The 20,099-nt window shown below is 44.9% G+C and carries 13 protein-coding genes; 7 read left to right on the forward strand and 6 right to left on the reverse strand.

Translation table 11 applies throughout. The annotated features are described in order from the left end of the window. The first annotated feature begins 75 nt into the window (after nucleotides 1–75). Nucleotides 76–1,854 (forward strand): metallophosphoesterase family protein, encoded by a 1,779-nt coding sequence (locus B0E43_RS27005; protein ID WP_077347605.1) that lies wholly within the window; start codon nucleotides 76–78, stop codon nucleotides 1,852–1,854. A gap of 452 nt (nucleotides 1,855–2,306) precedes the next feature. Here the strand turns inward: B0E43_RS27005 and B0E43_RS27010 are convergent, their stop codons facing one another. The 5 genes from B0E43_RS27010 to B0E43_RS27030 form a co-directional block, all read right to left on the reverse strand. Further along, nucleotides 2,307–3,605, reverse strand: coding sequence for a hypothetical protein (locus tag B0E43_RS27010; RefSeq protein ID WP_077347607.1), 1,299 nt, complete (start codon nucleotides 3,603–3,605; stop codon nucleotides 2,307–2,309). Nucleotides 3,606–4,007: 402 nt separating this feature from the next. Next, the gene (locus B0E43_RS27015; RefSeq protein WP_077347609.1) at nucleotides 4,008–5,564 is read right to left on the reverse strand and encodes a hypothetical protein; all 1,557 of its coding nucleotides are present in this window, start codon (nucleotides 5,562–5,564) and stop codon (nucleotides 4,008–4,010) included. Nucleotides 5,565–5,763: 199 nt separating this feature from the next. Further along, on the reverse strand, nucleotides 5,764–7,068 hold the full coding sequence (locus B0E43_RS27020; protein ID WP_254423366.1) for a hypothetical protein: 1,305 nt from the start codon (nucleotides 7,066–7,068) through the stop codon (nucleotides 5,764–5,766). Nucleotides 7,069–7,355: 287 nt separating this feature from the next. Next, a complete protein-coding gene (locus tag B0E43_RS27025; protein ID WP_077347613.1) occupies nucleotides 7,356–8,531 on the reverse strand; it encodes a DNA-binding transcriptional regulator in 1,176 nt (391 codons plus the stop codon). A gap of 7 nt (nucleotides 8,532–8,538) precedes the next feature. Continuing rightward, nucleotides 8,539–9,789, reverse strand: a complete 1,251-nt coding sequence (locus B0E43_RS27030) for an MFS transporter (protein WP_077347615.1) — start codon at nucleotides 9,787–9,789, stop codon at nucleotides 8,539–8,541. Between the two features lie 159 nt (nucleotides 9,790–9,948). Here B0E43_RS27030 and B0E43_RS27035 point away from each other — a divergent pair, with 159 nt between their 5' ends. The 5 genes from B0E43_RS27035 to B0E43_RS27055 all read left to right on the forward strand — a co-directional run bounded on the left by B0E43_RS27035 (nucleotide 9,949) and on the right by B0E43_RS27055 (nucleotide 16,505). Beyond that, entirely contained in the window at nucleotides 9,949–11,067 is a 1,119-nt protein-coding gene (locus tag B0E43_RS27035) for an exo-alpha-sialidase (RefSeq protein WP_077347617.1), read from the forward strand. 20 nt (nucleotides 11,068–11,087) lie between these two features. Next, the gene (locus B0E43_RS27040; RefSeq protein ID WP_077347619.1) at nucleotides 11,088–12,146 is read left to right on the forward strand and encodes a polysaccharide deacetylase family protein; all 1,059 of its coding nucleotides are present in this window, start codon (nucleotides 11,088–11,090) and stop codon (nucleotides 12,144–12,146) included. Nucleotides 12,147–12,152: 6 nt separating this feature from the next. After that, nucleotides 12,153–13,346 carry an exo-alpha-sialidase gene (locus B0E43_RS27045; RefSeq protein WP_077347621.1) on the forward strand — a complete coding sequence of 398 codons (1,194 nt, stop codon included), beginning with the start codon at nucleotides 12,153–12,155 and terminating at the stop codon, nucleotides 13,344–13,346. 1 nt (nucleotide 13,347) lies between these two features. Then, the gene (locus tag B0E43_RS27050) at nucleotides 13,348–15,567 is read left to right on the forward strand and encodes a hypothetical protein (protein WP_077347623.1); all 2,220 of its coding nucleotides are present in this window, start codon (nucleotides 13,348–13,350) and stop codon (nucleotides 15,565–15,567) included. A gap of 407 nt (nucleotides 15,568–15,974) precedes the next feature. Further along, nucleotides 15,975–16,505: an RNA polymerase sigma factor gene (locus B0E43_RS27055; RefSeq protein ID WP_077347625.1), complete on the forward strand. Its 531-nt coding sequence runs from the start codon at nucleotides 15,975–15,977 to the stop codon at nucleotides 16,503–16,505. Between the two features lie 112 nt (nucleotides 16,506–16,617). On the opposite strand, the gene B0E43_RS27060 is transcribed toward B0E43_RS27055, so the two are convergent. Continuing rightward, nucleotides 16,618–18,765, reverse strand: coding sequence for an alkaline phosphatase family protein (locus B0E43_RS27060; protein ID WP_077347627.1), 2,148 nt, complete (start codon nucleotides 18,763–18,765; stop codon nucleotides 16,618–16,620). 502 nt (nucleotides 18,766–19,267) lie between these two features. On the opposite strand from B0E43_RS27060, the gene B0E43_RS27065 reads away from it, so the two are divergent. Next, nucleotides 19,268–20,059, forward strand: a complete 792-nt coding sequence (locus B0E43_RS27065) for a gamma-glutamylcyclotransferase family protein (protein WP_077347629.1) — start codon at nucleotides 19,268–19,270, stop codon at nucleotides 20,057–20,059. The last annotated feature ends 40 nt before the right edge of the window (nucleotides 20,060–20,099 follow it).

Below are 20,099 nucleotides of genomic sequence, written 5' to 3' on the forward strand. Positions count from 1 at the left end.
ATTTTTTGTTCAATAGTCTTTTCATTTCTCTTGTGAGTACTTTTTGTGAGATCATTTTAGAAAAATCCCAAACCGATGAACATCCCCCTATTTCTCACCAGAGTATCTGGTTTTCTGCTGGTTCCGCTGGCCCTTTCCTTTTGTAATCCAAAAAATCCCGCCAAGCCAAGCCTAAAAGAAGTGGCGGATGAAGTGGTGACACGCTTATATAAGGAGATCCCCGGGGATAGCCTGAATCTCCTCGATGAAAAATTTCTTATGGATTATATGAGTGAGGATGAAAAAAAAGTCCTGGCCACAGGATATTGGATCTTTGAAGTCAATCAACCGGTCCGCATTTCGCTGATGCGGGACAAGAGCCAAAAGTCTGTTCCATTTTGGCTGGAATCCTCCGGTTTTGAAAAAACTACCCTCCTGGTCAAAAATGAAATGTCAGAATACGAGGTTTGGCAGAAAGTCTTTGAAAAAGGAAAAGTGGAATTGGGAATCAACGGACTGGATAAGCACCGACCGGTATATTTTGTAAGTATTAGTCCTGTTAAGGAGGGAACACCTGTGGAGATCAATCCGATATTTCCTGCAAAGCAGCATCAGGAAAAATTTCAGCCGGGGGCCTTTACCTACCACGATTGGGATGGGCTCAAGCTGACCGAAGTTCCGGAAAGTCTGCAGGGCGAAATCCTCCTGACCACCGTGCGGGGAAGAGCCAGGGAAGCCCACTTTCTGAATGCTTTCCGAAATACTGTATTCCCATCCTCTGAATCAGCCGATCAGGTGGTCCTTACCTGGACTGGAGATCCTTCCAATTCGGTTTCGATACAATGGAGAACAGCCGACGCTATTAAAGAAGGCAAGATCCAATATTGGGAAAAGTCAACTCAGGATACCTTGGAGACCAATTCAAGCACTTTCCGAATGGAAGACCGATTACTTCAGAATGACCGGTATATCCAAAGACATACCGGCAGACTGGAAGGACTGAAACCCGGAACCAGCTATGAATACCGGATTATCAGCAATGCCAAGCCTGGCGAAGTCCAAGAATTCAAGACTGCCGAATCCAGTCCGGTAGACTTTTCATTTCTTTGGTTTGGTGATATGCACAATGATGAAAAAACGGGAAAAATGCTTCAGGACGCCACTTCCAAAAATCCAGAAATCAGGTTCTATGTCCAATCCGGAGACTTGGTCAATACGGGTCTTTACCGTGATAATTGGGATGAACTGTTTGGCTATACCGAAAAGGCTTGGGCTCAAAGGCAGTTTATGCCGGTTCCCGGGAATCACGACAGTCAGGACGGGCTGGGAGCCTGGATGTATCAGGAGTTGTTTGACCTACCGACCAACGGGCCGGATTCCACACATCGGGAATTCACCTACTTCTTCAAATACCACGATGCGCTATTCCTGATGATGGACGGAACACTCCCTATCGAGGGACAATCAGCCTGGATCGAAAAAACCCTGGCTGAAAATCCGGCCAAGTGGAAGTTTATGGTCGTTCACTTTCCGATGTTCAATTCTGTGGAACCCTATCCTGATATCCAAAGAGAATGGTTACCGGCTTTGGAAAAACATGGAGTGGATCTGGTTATGAGTGGACATTTCCATTTTTACATGAGATCCAAACCGCTTGCTGAATTTACAAAGAGTTCATCGCGGATGATGTTTGTCCATTCCGCTGCCACTTCCGGAGGATTCGAAAGTGAGACCCAAAACTGGGATCAGATTGACGCAACCTTACCGGATGATTACCTCTATCAAAAAATCGATCTGAAAGGGAATACCTTGACACTTACTTCTTTCAAATCAGGAGGAGAAGTATTGGACAAATTTGAAATCCGGAAGGATTGATTTTAAGATTTTGAGTTCTAAACACAAAGGAACATAGGGATCTAAGAGGTTTGCTTACAAAACTAATTTCTTATTGTGTCCTTTGTTTCTTTGTGTTTTCAAGAGTTTACTTTTCAAGTCACAAAAAGCCTGTATCCAAATTTTGAGATTTAAACACAAAGGAACATAGGGATCAATTACCACTCCTTCCAATACCCATCCCACTTTTTGGTCTTTGTTTCTTTGTGTTAAAAAAAATTATGGTAAATGAAAATTCAGCACCATAGCCTAAAGACCTGTCAGGTTTTGAAATCCTGACAGGTCTTTTTTTCGAAGACTTTCACAAAAAAAACCTTCCAAAATGGAAGGCTCTTTTTACCTTTTATTTAAGCTATGTTTCAATATTTATTTTCAGGGTTGGGTTTCAAAAAAAAAGGACTTTGATAAATTTCCATCCCATTGATTCAGGTTTCTCACTCTGGAATCTCAACCCCAAATCGACCTTTGGCATGTGGCAACCCATCATGGGTTGAAATAGCCACTGCCGAAATCACCAACAGAAAAGTAATGATCCCAACAAACAGGTACAGGGCTTTTTTGGGTTGAAATGGTTCCAGAGCAAATTCGACATTGCAGTAAGGCAAGAGGGCTAGGACCACTCCGAAATTGAGCACATACATAAACTGCTCAGGGCGATAAAAGCTCAGGTAAGACCCTGTAATCAGGAAGGTGTAAATCACGTAAGTCCCAAAGAGGATAATTCCTGTCCATTTCATCAAGTCGAAACGCTCGGTATCCGTGCTGCTTCTCCATTTTTTGGAAATGGTAAAACCTGAGAACATGCAAATCAAAAAGGCGAAAAAACCCAGAGTAATTCCTACACCTGCCCAATATTCGGGATTGGCTGGCACTGCGTTTTTATAGATAGCCACTACGTCATTATCCCAAAATGTCTGCTGCCAAACGATAAAGGGAATCAAAGTCATCAGTCCGAAAATCGGCCAGGCGACCTTTGAAGGTAGGGGTTTGGACTCTGATTTCTGGGTTTCAAAAGAGGCAGTCAAGGCGCCATAAGCCATTCCAATTCCTCCAAAAAAGCCGAGGGAATACTCCATGACGTTCCAGAAATTGATTTTTAAACCGGAGACATTACCCAACACCAAAAGGAATTCACCAAAGGCAAATCCAAAACCGGCACCCAATCCAGAGTAAATCGCCACTTTCAATGAGCCAGAATAGGAATTACGGCTGCAGAAATAAGCTAATGCGATGGCTGCACCTGCGCAGATCGCCCAAGCTTCAGAGCGTGGTGGAGTCATCAAAATCCCCAATTCCTCTACTACGAAATAATAAAAGATGATCGCTCCTGCACACATTTCTACAAGAAGTTGGTGCCATGCTATTTTTTTAGCGGAAGAAGACTCCTGAAGTCCAAGGCCAAAAAGACCTCCACCCAGAAATCCATAAAGCCCCCCGATGACAAACATCATCAGCAAGCCATAAGAAACGTTCAAAAAATCATTGACTCGGCCATAACCCACGACCTGCCCGTAGCTCATCATTCCTCCCAATCCCCAGCCGATCGCGCCAAGAAGCACAGCTTTTAGCCCTCCGGAAATCCATTCTTTTCTCCTTGAAAATAAAATCAGAAAAACACAGGCAATACCTCCAGCCCAAGCAGCACCTTGCTCGTGCCCAAACTGACCTCGAATCGCCCAAGCAGTCCCGAGCGTCATGCCGGTGAGGAGAATGGGGAGTAACTTTGATTTCATTCCTTTTTTGTAAGGAATACCTTGGGATTAACGAAAAGGGCTATTTCCTATCTCAGGAATGTCAAAGGATTTCGGATTTACCGATTTCGAATGCTTAGAATCACTCGGTACAAGTATCGGATGTGGTCGGGTTGTCGGGGTTGACTCTGCTGAGCGAAGTCAAAGCATCGGGTGGTCGGCTGTGCTTTTCCCCACTGAACAGTGAGACTGATCACTTTGACTGATCACTGCGACTAAACCATTATTTCGACTTCGTTTCTCAGGTGCTCAATCTGAATCTCCGAATGATCACTGGTGACTGACCACTTCAGCCCACTACTTACTTTTCACCACTCACAACTGACCAACTGCCCACTGCAAACCGCGACTGATCACTGGAGACTGATCACTGCAAACTGAAACTCACTCCAGCTCTTTGATCATTTCGATCAGGGACTTATAGATCAGCGGCCCGGTCTCTGGCCCCAAGGAATTCTCCTCGCCATAGGTGTCACGATCATCATTATAGAGATACGGTTTCCCTGTATCCCATTCACTTTTGGGGATGATGTAACCAATCTCATCATTGGATAGTCCCAGATAGAACTTGTATTTGTCGGTAATGAAATCCTGGATCGGAGGAGTCTCTATAGGCTGAATATCAAACTCCCGTCCGGCAGGAGCTTCTACCCCGCCAAAGAGAATTTCAGGGTAAATCTCTCCCGGAATACTCAGGAACATCGCCGGGCCGATACGGATAGCGCCAACCTCTGTTCTTGATTTAAAATATTCCGGCATCCCCATTTTTATCAATCCTATGCCACTGGCGATTTTAAAGGTGATATTATCCAAGGGAGCAAAAATTGTCTTCGCACGTACCGAGATGTTGGAAGTGGTCAAGGTATCCCCTCTCAACTTCAATGCCTCGAGTGACATCAGGGCAATATGGTCGCCCAAAGCTTTGGTCTTTTCGTAAGTTGGTTCCGAATAGGCAGTGCCTGTAAACGGATCGTGTATCGGAATGGAGGGGTGTGGAGCCATCAAACCTCCAATCGCCCCTGAAAAATAGATGGCCACGCCTCCTACCCCTTCTTGCATGAGTTCGTCACCGTTATAAACTCCATTTTCAATCCCTTCTCTCACGTAATGCGGAAAATCAGAACTGATCAAAAGATTTTGGCTCCAAAGGGTTTCCGGGTGGTTGGACCAGTTAATGATCGTGCCCAAAGTTTGGTCGTTTTCCAGATCCAATACCTGCATGAGATGTATTCCCGTTGCTTTGACAATGGGCTTACGGGTGTCTTTCATTAACACAGAATCCCTTTCAGAGAGGTCTTCAGCAAAGACAAGCTTCGCTGGCCTCAGGTTAGTTGCAGCTTCGACGATAGCCGCTACCGTCTGCGACTTGACATATTCCATCATCTCGGGATTGACGCCGGTATTGAATATGTTTTCTCCCCAAATTCCTACCAGATCATTGCTTTCATGGGTATGGGTAGAAGAGATCAGCGTGTAGTCGATATTCAATTCCTTCGGAATCCGCTGTCTTATGTCGATGACATCGCCGTGCAAAAAGCCAATGGCATCCATGGAAATCATGGCAATTCTGCTTTTCCCATCGTCCAAGACCATGACACGCGACCACACGTCATCGTGGACGCCCTGCGCAGGCTTGGCATTGCTCATTCCGGCAATCCAAAAAGCGTCGAATTTGCCGTTTTTATTCAGGTCATTAAAAGTATCCCCCTCATCTTCGTCGTATTCATTGTCCCCGTTGGCATCGTTCCAGGTATCAACAATGGTCGGCGTAATTGCCTTTTTGGCAAAGCCAGCCTGAAGGGTTTGCGGAGTTTTGTTTTCCAATTTCAGGTCAATGGCATATCCGGGCTGCCGATCTCTCCAATTGTAAATGAAGATCCCCCCAATTAGCAAAAGGATCAACAGGATAAAAAAAGCGAACAGTTTCAGGAATTTTTTCATATGTTTTTTTACAATCTCTTATTAAGAAAATTAAGAATCAAGGGCAGCCTGACTGGTTGACCTTGTCTGATTTTGGTTGTCACAATTCCATTTTGACCTGCTGGTAAAGTAGCTTATAATCCTATTCATTGACACAGCAAAAGGAAATTCCTCCGCCTAAACGGGAAAATCTATCTCCTGTCCCACCCGTTTTCTTAGCTCATTCCCTTACTTCTTTTTCCGCCCCAAATCGATCATTTGCCCCTTTCAGTTCACCATGGGTTGAGATTGCCACAGCAGCTAAAATCAGCAAAGTCACCACAATTCCCACCAAGAGATATCCTGCCTTTTTTGGCTGAAATACCGTGGTGGCAATATCCATCGTGCAGTACCGAATCATGGTGACAACAAATCCAAAGTTGACGAGGTACAGAAACTGCTCAGGTCGATAAATGCTCAGGTAAGATCCGGTAATCAGAAACGTATAAACCAAATACATCCCAAACAGGATCAATCCTACCCATTTGATCAAGTCAAAACTCTTGGCTTCTGAGCTGTTTTGCCACTTTTGGGAGAAGATAAATCCGGAAATCGACGTAATCAAAAAGCCTAAAAATGCCAGCAATACCGCCATGCTTGCCCAAAATTCTGAATTCCCCGGGATGGCTTTCTCATAGGCAGGCAACAAATCCTTTTGCAAAAAAGACTGGTGCCAGACTATAAAAGGAATCAGTACCATCAGCCCAAATACCGGCCAAGCAATACTTGAGGAACGGACGGGCAGTTCCGATTTCTTTGTTTCAAAATTGGCGGTCAACGCACTATAGGCCATTCCTATTCCCCCAAAAAAGCCCAGGGAATATTCCATGACGTTCCAGAAGTTGAATTTTATTTCCGATACCATCCCCAAGACCATCAGGAATTCTCCAAAGGCAAATCCAAAACCTGCGCCTAATCCGGAATAGATGGCCACTTTTAGCGAAGCCGAATAGGAATTTCTGGTGCAAAAATAGGCCAATGCTATAGCAGCACCTGCACAGATACCCCAGGCTTCGGAACGCGGAGGTGTCATCAATATTCCCAATTCCTCCACAACGAAGTAATAGAAGATAATCGCACCGGCACACATCTCCACCAGGAGTCGGTGCCATGCTATTTTTTTGCCGGAGGAGGACTCCTGAAGTCCAAGTCCAAACAGACCTCCACCCAGAAAACCATAAAGCCCCCCGATTATGAACATCATGAGCAATCCATAGGATACATTGAGGAAACTATCGCTTTTACCATACCCCACGACCATCCCGTAGCTCATCATTCCTCCCATGCCCCATCCGATCGCGCCAAGAAGTACAGCTTTTAGCCCTCCGGAAATCCACTCTTTCTTATTTGAAAACAAAACCAGAAAAACACATCCGATGGCTCCGGCCCAAGCTGCACCCTGCTCGTGACCAAACTGACCTCTGATCGCCCATGCTGTTCCGAGAGTCATTCCGGTCAGAAGGATGGGGAGAAATTTTGACTTCATTCCTTTTATTTAAAAGGAATACCCAAGAATCAAGGTAAAAGACTATTTACTTTTTCAGGAAATGTCGAAAGATTTCGGATTTCAGGATATCGGATTTCGGAGGTCTGATTGTATTGAGGATCTCTGAATACTGGGACTGATCACTTGTGGGGTGTCGGCTGCAGGTTGCGGGATGACGGCTGGGGGTTGTCGGGTTGTCAAGGTTGCCTGTGCTGAGTGTAGTCGATGTATCGGATTGTCCAATTATAACTGAATGCTGGGACTGATCACTGGAAACTTCCCTCCTCCTACTTTGTCACTACAGCCTTTTTCTCCCCAAACATTTTGCGGTAATCGACCGGGGTATAGCCCATGACCTGTCTAAACTGCCTGGCAATATTTTTACTGTCCTGCAAGCCCATATCCAAGGCAATCTCAAAAATCGTCTGATCGGTACTGAGCAGTTTTTCAGCCATTTTCTCAATCCTCAAATTGGAAATGTATTTGTAAACAGGCATTCCTGTCACTTCCAAAAATCGTTTTTCCAGAGATCTCCTGGACATGGGGACTTCCTTGACAATATCCGTGACCTGCAAGTTGGTTTCAATGTTGCGGTGGATGAAATCGAGGGCATCTGCGACATGGTCATCAGTAGATGCAAAAATATTGGTCGAGGTCCGGGTGATGACCTTAATAGGTGGAACAGGAATGTCTCGATAGAACTTAACCCTTCCCTGTATCATGAGATCTAGAGCCCTTGCGGCATCATATCCACCCTTTTCGATGTCAAGTTCAATGCTCGAAAGCGGGGGATCTGACAGTTCACAAAGCATCACGTCATTGTCCACCCCTAAAACCGCTACCTCCTGGGGAACCCGGATTTGGTTGTGTTTGCAGGTCTCCGTGATGTGAACTCCCTGGTTATCATCGCAAGCCATCAGAGCGACCGGCTTGGGAAGGCTTTTCAGCCATTTGCTCAGGGATTTGCTTTTGTAATACCAGATATCCGTTGATCGGGCTTTTTTATGCTCAAAATAATTTACCTGATATCCGGCTTTATTGACGGCGGTTTCAAATCCCTCAGCCCTTTCCCTGGACCAAACAATGTTGTTGAAGCCGTAAAAAGCGAAGTTTTGGAAGCCTTTTTTCAGAAAATATTCTGCACCCATCTTCCCGGTTTGCCGATATAGCCCGGTGATGTTTGGGATTTTCTTGAAGCGTTCCTTAAAATCCTGAGCAATGATCGGAAGCGGAGATTCGTAAAATTCCGTCTCCATCTCATTGTAAAGCTGGCCGATGATCCCATTGGCTTTCCATTCTTTTGCCCATTCCAGGATGCCCTTTACTCCCATCGTCTCCCGGTAGTAAAGCGGCATGCGGCAAAAGCTCCAGTTTCCGTTTTCGGAGGAATATTTACTGATTCCTTTCAAAAGGGCTTTACTGTATTCCTCACCAAAGTCAAGCAATAAAATGACTTTATACATCGCAAGTTTAAGAGAATAGGTCTTTCAGTGACTTTACACGTGCATTAGTGACTAAAGGTCGGGCCCAGATTCCAATTGAAAAAATATACCCAAGCGGAATGAGCAGGAAAAACATCGCAGCTCTCAGACCAATCCCGTCGGCCAGGGATCCGATGATCAGTGGCACCACCGCCCCGCCGATAATCCCGGAACAAAGCAAGCCAGCCAAGGTCCCATGTGCAATGGGAACTGAATTGAGTGCCAATGAAATGATCACAGACCACATCACTGAAAGACAAAATCCGGTCGATGCAAAAGCGACTAAGGCAAACTGTCCCTCAACGGTCAGACCCAAAACCAATGCGGTGATAGCACCTAGTGCAAAGATCATCAGGACATGTCTGCTATCCATCAGCTTGAGCAAAAGCAATCCCAAAAGACATCCTACGGTAAGCAGGCCCCAGAAATAGGAGATCACCTGTGCACCTGTTGTGGACGGATCAGCTCCGTGATATTCCTGAAGGAACTTGCTGACCCAGTTGGCGATACCTTGCTCGGAACCCACGTAGCAGAATATCCCGATGAAAAACAACCAGACTTTCCGCTGCCCCATCAGGGATTTGAGAGACTTGCCTAGATCCACTTTTTCGTCTTCGTTAAGCTCGACTTTGGGAAATTTCACCCTGCTGATCAGCAGAATCATCAGGATAGCCAGCAGCGCGAAGAGGTAGTAAACCGAAACCCAAGACAGGTCCGCAGGCACCATTTGTTCCAAAAAGCGGAAATGAAATCCCGGCTTTCCGGTATGAAGGTTTTGGACCAGATAGCTGTATAACCATGGACTGAGAAATGACGCCGCCCCAAAAGCCAGCTGACCGAGTACAGAATTAAAGGCAAAATGCTCCTCCCCTCCTGTCACTCTAAGCAAGGGATTGATGACCACTTGCAGCATGGCCATTCCCAGTCCAATCACAAAAAGGGACATCAGGGCAAAACTGAACTGGGGATTAAAGGCAAAAACCAATGCCCCCAAAGCGGCCAGGCCAAAAGCCCCGAGCAGGATTGGCTTTTCTCCATATTTCTCCACCAAAAGCCCTGATGGCAAAGACATTACTCCATAAGCAACGAAAAAAGAGAACGGTAGAAATCCGGCCAAAGAGAGACTTAAGGAAAAACTTTCGATGATATCAGGTATTATCGGGCCAAGTATATTTGACATCAGGGATATCACAAAAAACACAAGGAAAATCAAAAGGAGAAGGGAAGTTCTTTTCTTCATAGGATAAGAGGGGTGCTTAAGAAAGTCCAATATTGGGCTGATAATATTGATATTTCATTCATATGGGCGAAATATTTTTTTATCCCAAAGCCTATATAAATTCTGAACAGATTAGTCCTAATTGAATTTGAAATAGTATTTAAACCAAAAATCAAACGAATGACAAGCTATTCTTTTCGGATGGCCAGCATCCCTTGCTGTATCATCGCACTTTCATTGCTGTTTATCCGATGTGGCAATTCTTCAAGCACTGAAGAAGTCACTGAAGCATCCGCTGACTCCCTGAGTCTGACTATGGTGAGCAATAGTAAAATTTTTGACAGTCATCCGGAATTTGCCCAAGGACACGCCTCCACCATCGTGGCGGTGAATCCCGGTGAATACCTGGTTGCCTGGTTTGGTGGTACTCACGAAAAACACGACGACGTAAGCATTTGGATGTCTAGAGGCGACGGAAATACCTGGGAAGTACCTCAGAAAGTGGCCAAAATCCGCAATGACCCCCACTGGAATCCTGTACTGTTCAATGCTCCTGATGGAAAATTGTACCTCTATTTCAAAGTAGGGAAAGAAATTGACGATTGGGAAACTTGGGTTCAGACTTCTGAAGACAAAGGAAAAACCTGGACTGCACCAGTGGAACTCGTTCCTGGCGACCGCGGAGGAAGAGGTCCAGTGCGAAATCACAACATCGTATTGTCTGACGGCACTTGGCTGGCTCCTGCTTCCAATGAAAAAGACGAGGTTTGGAATGCCTTCATGGATCGAAGTGTAGATGGTGGAAAAACCTGGGAAGCCACTCCGTTTTTGGAACTTGACCGAAGCCTGATCGCCGAAGAAGGCATCATCCAGCCAACAGCTTGGGAATCCTCTCCTGGCAATGTCCATATTCTTTTGAGAAGTTCCGGTGGCAAAATTGCACGAAGTGACTCCAAAGATTACGGAAAAACCTGGAGCCCTGTATATCTGACCGACCTGCCAAACAACAATAGCGGGATCGATGTCGCTCACTTGGGTGGAGAGAAAATCGCGCTGATTTACAATCCGATCAGTGAAAACTGGGGAGACCGCAATCCCATCGACCTGGCCATTTCTATGGACAACGGAAAGACTTGGGCTTATCATGAAACCATAGAAAAAGGGGAAGACCCCGAAACGGAGTTCTCTTATCCTTCGATCATCCTTGACGGTGATCACCTGGCCATGACCTATACCTGGAACCGAAAGAAAGTTGCTTTCTGGAAGTTCAAAATTGAAGGATTGGACGCAGCAAACTGATAGCCCAAAAAATCACATTCATGAAAATCAAACAGTTATTGCTGTTTTTGTCAGCCTCCTTTATTGGCCTTGGTTCAGCCCATTCCCAGAGCTACTCTGAAAAACTTGGCTATCCAAAGGACAAAAAAGTGGTGATTTTCCACGTGGATGATGCAGGGATGTCCTATGAATCCAATCAAGGAACATTTCAGTCCTTGGATTTTGGGATTGCTACTTCATGCAGCGTGATGATGCCAACTCCTTGGGCCGGGAATTTTATGACTCAGGCCAAAAAGAAGACTGGAATGGATATTGGCCTGCACCTGGTTTTGACTTCAGAATGGAAATCTTACCGCTGGGAACCTCTTGCGGGCAAAACCCTTGTCCCTTCCCTTCACGATCCGGAAGGTTCCTTTTGGCCCACTGTCGAGCAGGTAGTTCAGCACGGAAAACCAGAGGAAGTTTATCTGGAACTCAAAGCACAGGTAGAGCGGGCATTGGCTTTGGGAATTCGTCCTTCTCATTTGGATTCCCATATGGGCACCTTGTTTGCCAATGAAAAATTCCTTGAAAAATACATTCAGGTTGGCGTAGAATACGGTATCCCAGTCATGTTTCCGGGAGGAAACAACATCCTTTTGGAAGAAAGCATGACCGCACCTGTCATCCGAAAGCTTAAGGCAGAAGGCAAATACAAGGAAGGCATGGAGGTTCCCAAACCGGAAATCCTCCTACAGGCTAATGCCATTGGTAAGAAAATCTGGGACCTGGGTTTGCCGGTATTGGATGATCTCCACACCATCAGCGGAGACTGGAAACCTGAACAGCCCAACTATACCGTTCAGGAGTTAGGCAAACACAAAGTGGAACAGTTCAAACGCGCTCTAAATATGATGGAACCTGGCCTGGCCATGATCATCATCCACAGCAATGAGCATTCGGAGTTTTTCCACAGGATCTCCGGGTCTGGCAACTCCAGAAATGCTGATTTGCTGGCAATGACTGACCCAGACCTGAAGGCCTTTATCGAGAAAGAAGGAATCATCCTCACCACATGGACTGAAGTCCTCGAACGCAGAAACAAACTAAAAGAAAATTAATAAGAAATGAAGTTTGCCAACACCCTTAAATACTGGGTCGCCAGTTTTGCACTTTGTGCTTGGACAGGAAATGTACTAGCTCAATCCAACGTCAAAACCGTATCCAGCCAGGAGATTTTCCCACCCCAAGCCGAGCATGCTCACGGCAGCAGCATCGTGGCCTTGCCAAATGGAGACCTTTTGGCGGCATGGTTTCAAGGTTCTGGAGAGCGAACCGCCGACGATGTGAGAATTCTGGGATCCAGAAAAGCCAAATCATCTGCTAATTGGTCCGCTCCGTTTTTGATGGCTGACACCCCCGGAATCCCGGATTGTAACCCCGTTCTTTTCCTTAATTCCAAAAACGAACTGACTTTAGCCTGGATTGCAGTTTTGGGCAACCAATGGGAGCATTCGATCCTCAGAACCCGGAAAACCAAAAACTACAACCAAGCGGGAGCTCCGATCTGGGACTGGCAGGACAACATCCTGCTCAAGCCAGGAGAAGAGTTTGTGAAGGAAGTTCAGGAAAAATTCAAGCAACTCCCCGAGCTTAACCATGGCTGGTCGGCTTATGCACCTGATTATGACAAACTGACCATCGAGGCCACCAAAAATTCCAAATACCGAAGCATCGGATGGATGACCCGGATCAAGCCTTTGGTGTTGGGAGAGAAAATAATCCTTCCACTTTACTCTGACGGATTCAATCTTTCCTTGATGGCGATCTCGGAAGATAATGGAGAAACCTGGAAACCAAGTCTTCCTTTGGTGGGTAGAGGACCGATCCAACCGGCCCTTGCTCAGCGGAAAAACGGAGACATTGTAGCCATGCTCAGAGATTCCGGTGACGGACCTACTTTTATCCAACAGAGTATCTCAAAAGATCAGGGACAATCCTGGTCCCCAGCTACCAAAACCAATCTTCCAAATACAGCAAGTGTGGAAATGCTAAAATTGGCAGACGGCAGATGGATACTAATCGGCAACGACATTCACGACGGTCGCTACCAGCTTGCCCTGTGGATTTCCACAGATGAAGGCGCCACTTGGTCTAGCAAGCCATTGTATCTGGAAAATGACACTACGAAAAAGGGTGGATTCTCCTATCCCTCATTGATCCAGGATTCAAATGGCCTGATCCATATTACTTATTCCAGCCATTTCCAAAGTGGCAAAACCATTATTTACAAAAGCATCAATCCTGAATTATTAAAATAAAATGAAGAAAAAACCATTGATTCTTGCTCTTGCCCTGGCTACCCAATTTGGTGTACAGGTATGGGCCCAGAACCCCAATCCAAAAAAACAGGTACACCAAGACCGCACATTTTTGCAGGACTATGCCATCAAAAATGCAGGGAAACTTGGAACTGGAAACCTTTTCAGCCTTGCAAGTGACCGAAATGGAGTAGTTCAAATCCTAGAGGGGAACCAGCTGATGAAGCCATTCGGCGGAGTTTTCCAACAGGACGGCAAAATTGTTTCAGACAGAACCTATTTGCCAATGAAGGACAAAAAAGTCCTCGCAATTGACAGATACCAAGACCAGTTGGTGTACCTCGATGACGAGGCATTATTCAGCAACGCTTGGGCAGGTGCTTTATTTATAAAGCATACCTTGAGCAATCCAACGGCATTTGCCGGCGGAAACAACTTCACTTTCCTTGCGGCTGCAAACAACAAGCTTCAGCTTCTTCAAAAGGACAAGGCAGCTTATTCATTTGAGTTGCCGGCGGGTATCAATGTAGCAGACATTGTCTTTGATGCAGGCCAAAATCTGTTTTGGATCCTGAGCTCAACTGAGATTTATTCTTTCTCTCCAGCTAACAATGCGCTGACCAAAGCAACCACAGGAGATCAACTGACTTCTTTGGCTGTCAATCCGGGAAAAAACCAATTGGTTGTCGGGACCAAAAACGGTTTTTTCACCTATGATCTGAAAGCCAAGAAAAAAAGCGAGATCAACCAGAAATTGCCTTGGACTGAAATCACCACCGTACAGGCCGACCAGGATAAAGTTTGGTTTGGAACCACCATGGGTGCTTTCAGCATGGATGCAGCCGGAGAAATCAGTTATTACTATGGTGATCGCTGGCTGCCGGGCGAGCAAGTCAAAGACTTGATCATCCAGGGAAACAAAACCCATGTACTTACCGAAAACGGTTTGGGAACCATCGTGTTTGAGGAAATGACTTTGGCGGAAAAAGCCGAAATCCTGGACAAGCAGATGCGTCAGCACCACATCCGTCACGGATTCAATGCTTCATTGGAACTTTCAGAAAAAGGCAATCTTGCCACTGGGCAACTTTCAGATTCTGACAACGACGGACTTTGGACGACCATGTATCTTGCAGGAGAAGGTTTCAGATATGCAGTTACCAAAGATCCTGAAGCTTTACAAAACGTGAAAGAATCCCTCCTCGCAATGGAAAGACTTTTCACGATCAATTCACTGGTAGGATTTCCTTCCAGATCATTTGAGCGCAGCGGATACATTCCCCAACTTTCCGATCCAGAAAGATGGCAACATGCAAAAGATCCAGAGTGGGACTGGAAATCAACCACCTCTTCCGATGAAGCGATCGGGCACGTGTTTGCCTTTGGTGTATTGGCTGAGGTAGTTGAGGATCCTTGGGTAAAAGCAAAATCGATCGAGTTGCTTGACGCAATGATGACGCACATCGTCAAAAATGACATGTACATGATCGATTTTGACGGAAAACCTACCCTCTGGGGCAAATGGAATCCAGTCTATGTCAATGGCTTCCCAACTTCAGTAGGTGACCGCAAGTTGAATTCTTCCAACATCACCGGCATGCTTCAGACTGCTTATCATTTCACAGGCAAGCAGATGTATAAGGACAAGGCCTTTGAACTGATGAATAAATACGGATACCTGGAAAACATGATGCGTCCAATGTCTGGCATCGGCCGGTCCGGTGATGGCAGTGACGATTGGGCTAAAATGTTGTCAGACGGATGGAATCACTCAGACGATGAGATGTATTACGTTGGATACTGGGGACTTTACCGTTATGCATTCGATGAAAACCTAAAAGCAAAGTACAAAGCTTCTATTGTGGACCACTGGGAAGCAGAGAGACCTGAAAAAGAAGGATTGTGGAACATCTTCACGGCCCTTGTTCAGCCTGAGAATTTCGATCTGGAGGAAGCCATCTGGTTTTTGGAAAAACACCCAATCGATTTTATCGGCTGGACCACCAAAAACAGTCACCGCAAGGACATCGAATTGATGGAGCCAAATTTCAGAAATCAACTGACCAAAGAAGTCTTGTCCCCAAGCGAAGTTCGAATTGCTAGACATAATGCCAACCGTTTCTCACTTGACGGTGGAAACAACGGCATGACTGCAAACAGCCCAGGAGATATCTGGCTCCTTCCTTATTGGATGGGCAGATACCTGGAAGTAATAAAATAAGTCAATATTGAATCAAGAAAGGGAAGCGGTCTTTCGCTTCCCTTCTTTTTCAACTACATTTAAATCCGGTTTCATTTTTGAACCGGAAATTTTTAACAGGAAATGAGGATCTGTAAAAAACTCTCTCGAAAATCACTTTTTCCCCATAAGAATGGAAAAATAAATCATCAGGAAACAGCTCCTTAATATTGGTCCTTTTCCCTGTTTTTTTGATTTGAAAAGTGCCTCAATTTCATGGAAAGGTAATTTTCGGGTAAAGATGGAAGTAACTTTCTGATTTTTAAGACTTAAAAAGATAACATACCATTTTTAAGATTTTCGCAAATTGAGGGTTGATATGCGTGATATGCGTAACGACTTATGTTAATTTTTTTGAAAATTTCAGTCGAAAGAAAAACCCGACAAAAATGAACCCTCTTGATCCAACAATTTTTGAAGCATTCAGGAACGGAGAAAAGCAGGCCATCGAGGCTGTTTACTCCTTTTACAAAGCTCCTGTTATGCGATTTATTGTATCCATGGTGAAGGACTCCATCGATTCAGAGAGTATTTTCCATGAGGTAATCATGAAAGTAATCCGCAGAAGGGAAAAACTAAGTGCTGATGATGGAATTAACGCTTATGTTTTCACCATTGCCAAAAATGAGGTAATTGATTATTTCAAAAAACTGAAAAAAGACCGGGAAAGAATTGAAGACTATTACAAAAACCGGATTGATTCTCAAAATGTGATGAGTGCGGCAGATGAGGAGGAAGTATTTACAAACCTTGAGGGCGCCTTGGATGGATTGTCAGTCCAACGTAAAAAAGTGATCGAGCTCTCCTACTTCCAGAATCTTTCCTACCAGGAAATCGCCGAGAAGTTGATGATCTCCAAAAACACAGTAAAAAACCATCTTATCAAAGCCAAAATAATGCTGAGAGAACAATTGATCTGAATTCCCCTTGAAGCTTTTTAATCTAAAAAAACAACCCAAAAGACTACAAAATCATTGAAAAAGCCCCCACCAGTCAAACTGGTGGGGGCTTTTCTTTTGAACGTTTTCTTTATCACTTCTTTGGAAATCCTTTGTCGTAAGGCAGATCAAGATTTGGCGCATCTTTTCGGGCTTCCGTTTCCTGAAAAATAGGCTCAAAAGTCGGAGCCTGATCCATTCTGTCTCCCATTCCCCAGCGGGATTTCGGAACGCCGTACCAATTCAACAAAGTGGCAGCAAATGAAGTAGAATCAAATGGAATGGGCCCTCCTGACCTGAAAACCGTGTTTTTCTTGATCCATGGCGACACCATGATTGTTGGCACTCTTGGCCCCAACAAGTCAAATTCAAATCCATCTACCCAATCGTTTGGCCAGGGCTTGGCTGCATATGGCGGTGACACGTGATCGTAGATTCCCCCATTTTTGGAAAAGGTAATGACCAATAAAGTATCCTCCCAATTCGGCCCACTCTTGATTGCTTCATAGATTTCGTTGAGCGTAATTTCTCCCGGAACCATACTTGCCCCCGGGTGATAGGAAGAAGTTCCGGATGGCGCGATCCACACCGGTTCCAAAAAGCTAAAGGAAGGCAGCGTTCCATATTTTGCCTGAATTTTGAAACTTTCAACTCCTCCTATGAGCTTCATCGCGTTTAGATCAATATTTGGAGCTTGGCCTTCCAGGTAAAGGTGGTAAGTGAAAGGATTGTCAGCCCAGGCTATCGAATTGTATATCGCCCAATCCTTAATTCCGTTATTCCAAAGCACTTTCCAGAGAGACTGTCGATGCGGATATTGGGCCCAGTTTGCATAGATACTACCACCTTCCCAAGTGTCCAGCCGGTTCATTCCGGACCCGGAAACTGCAAAAGCCCGGTTGATATCCGTCCCGCCAGGAACTGAACAAAACCATTCATCGCTGATGGCAAAATTTTCAGCCAACCCGTTTATCACCGGTAGCTGGTCCGGTGTTAGGGTCAGCATCACATCCCCGCTGGAATTGTTCCTCACAAATCCACCCATATCAGGTTTGGCTTTCCCGGGATAACCGGGGTTTCTGTCAAAAAACATCTGCTGAAGTCCATCTGAATTGTCATGGAAAGGATCCTGCTTTTGGTCGGAAAGATCCCAGTCATTGCTTAAAGCACCGTTTTGAAACTTAGACTGAAACACCTTTTTGCCTCCGTTCATGTTGAAGTTTTTGGTACTCGCTCCCTCAAATGGCTTGGTAGAACCTATGAAATTGATATTTGCCTGGCCTTTTTCATAAAGCCAGCCGCAGACATTGTCAAACGATCTACTTTCGAGTGTGTAATAGACGACATGTTTGATTTTGGCCCGCATGTATTCGATCGTCCCGGGTTGAGGATCGCCGACAGTTACTTGTGGGTCTTTGGTAAGTACCGCCATCAGGGAAGAAGAATTTATGATCCCTTCAGGCAATTTTCCTCCATCTATGATTTTCTTGAAAGGAACTTTCGACCCCGGATGAAATTCCCAAAGACTGAAAGATTGCTTACCTGGAATCCAGGTGAGGATTTTATCTCCGACCGGTACGATTTGATGTCTTGAGTCGATGCCTGCCCAATTTCCACTCCAAACCTCAGGTATGGAAAGCGGTACGTTGTTTTGGGGATCAAAACTCCAGATTTTAACATCATTCCCGTCTCCATACCTATCCAGCACATAATTCCCCATACAGACTAGTTCATGTCCTGCCTCTATCGATGGGAATCCCCCCTGCGGAGTATAAGTTGACGGTAAGGGATCGGAAGGAAGCGGGCCTAAAAGGTTGGGATCAAAATTATACAACATGTAAGTCCCCCTGCCTTCCCCAGCCACAAAAAACAGCATGAAGTTTCCCATTGAAATCAGGGGCAGTTCCTTTTGCTCATTTGGATTATCCGAATAGTGACCACGGTAACCCCAGAATTTTGTCGTGGGCCAATTTCCCTCCTGAACCGGTTTTCCCGCCAGAGGATCCGGTGAACTTGGGTCAAATTCAAAAAGCCGATAGGGAAAGGAACTTACTTTGCCTGTAGTCTGAGCCGGGCCCCAGGTAAGCAAATACCCTCCAATCGGAGCCAATTGAAACCCCGGATCAAAAGATGCAGTTGGGGCTAAACTTACTTGACTAAAGACTCCGCGTTTTTCGGGGTCAAAATTCCAGATTTGATAATTATTCGATGAATTACTTCTGCAAACAAGGTAAGTACTCATAAGAAATGGTGTTTTAGGAGGAAAAATAATATGAGAAAGTCCGGATAAAAGCCGGTAAGAGAATCAGAAATCAAAGTTTTAATCAACTGAAACATCCACTTTGGGACAGATGCCAGAAAAGGAAATATGAATTTGAGGTCTTGAATAAAGTTTCTCTAAGGACTTGCCATTGACAGGAATTTCTTTCCTTTTTCAACCATTTCCTTAAAAATCCATCAATTCATATCTCCTTAAATTAAGTAAAATATTCTGGAAAAAGTCCTATATTAATTCACCAAACTTTCTATTTCCAAATCCTATCAATACGTCTTTTCTACCTGCTGCTATCCTTCAAAGCTTTTGCCTGCAATTGGAGTCACTCCTTGGATATTTATTTCTTAAATGAACCGTGAAAATGTCAAATCGATAAGTTGGAATACCTCACCTTTTTCCAAAATCAACAATTTTCGAATTTTGTAAAAGTTTGATTTTTAAAGATATAAACTAGAAATATTCAATTGACATGTTTTCCTATTTCGGCTATGGATCCAATATCAACCTGATTTCCCTCCGGGCAAAAGGCGTGGAACCTGTCACTTCTCAGAAAGCCACACTCAGAGGCTGGAAGCTGCGATTCAATGTCCAGCATTGGTTTCGACACGAAGGGGGCATGGGAAATATCGAACCGGGTACGGCTGATGACCGGGTCGAAGGCATGGTTTATCTTTGCGAAGACGAGCATCTAGCCTCCATGGATGCCATGGAATCCTACGGTGTAGCTTATGACAGAATTGCCGTATCATTGGAAACTGAAACCGAATCGGTAACTGCCTGGGCTTATATAGGTTTGCCCGAATTTATTGACGACTCATGTCTGCCCTCCCGAAGATATTTGAACATCATCCACAAAGGAGCCATAGCAGCAGGACTCAGTGAATCTTACATCAAAAAACTTGAAAGCCAGACTCTTTTACCCGAAATTGACTACCCGGAATTTCAAGTTCCAGAGGGAAAATTTCCAACTTATACTCTAAAAACTCTCGCTTCACACCCTCATCTTACAGCCCTTTCCGGGTCGGTATTTGACATGCGTGGAGCCCGAAAAAAGCTGGAGGTAATTGCAGGCCTCTTTGGAGGAAAAGACATGACCCTATTTCACCTCAAAAGACATGATTCCAGTACCGGAAGGGAAACCTTGGAGGATGTCATTAAGGGTCAGATTTCGGAACCGGGAAAAAAATACCTCAATGCCTATCTGAATGAGTATTCCAAAGAATTCAAGTATGCTGGTAGTTATTCTTTTGATGTTATTTAGGAAGAAAAAAATTTAGATATTTAAGGAAATCGATCATTCA

The organism is Algoriphagus sp. A40 (assembly GCF_002002735.1).
In the GTDB taxonomy this organism is placed as follows: Bacteria; Bacteroidota; Bacteroidia; order Cytophagales; family Cyclobacteriaceae; genus Algoriphagus.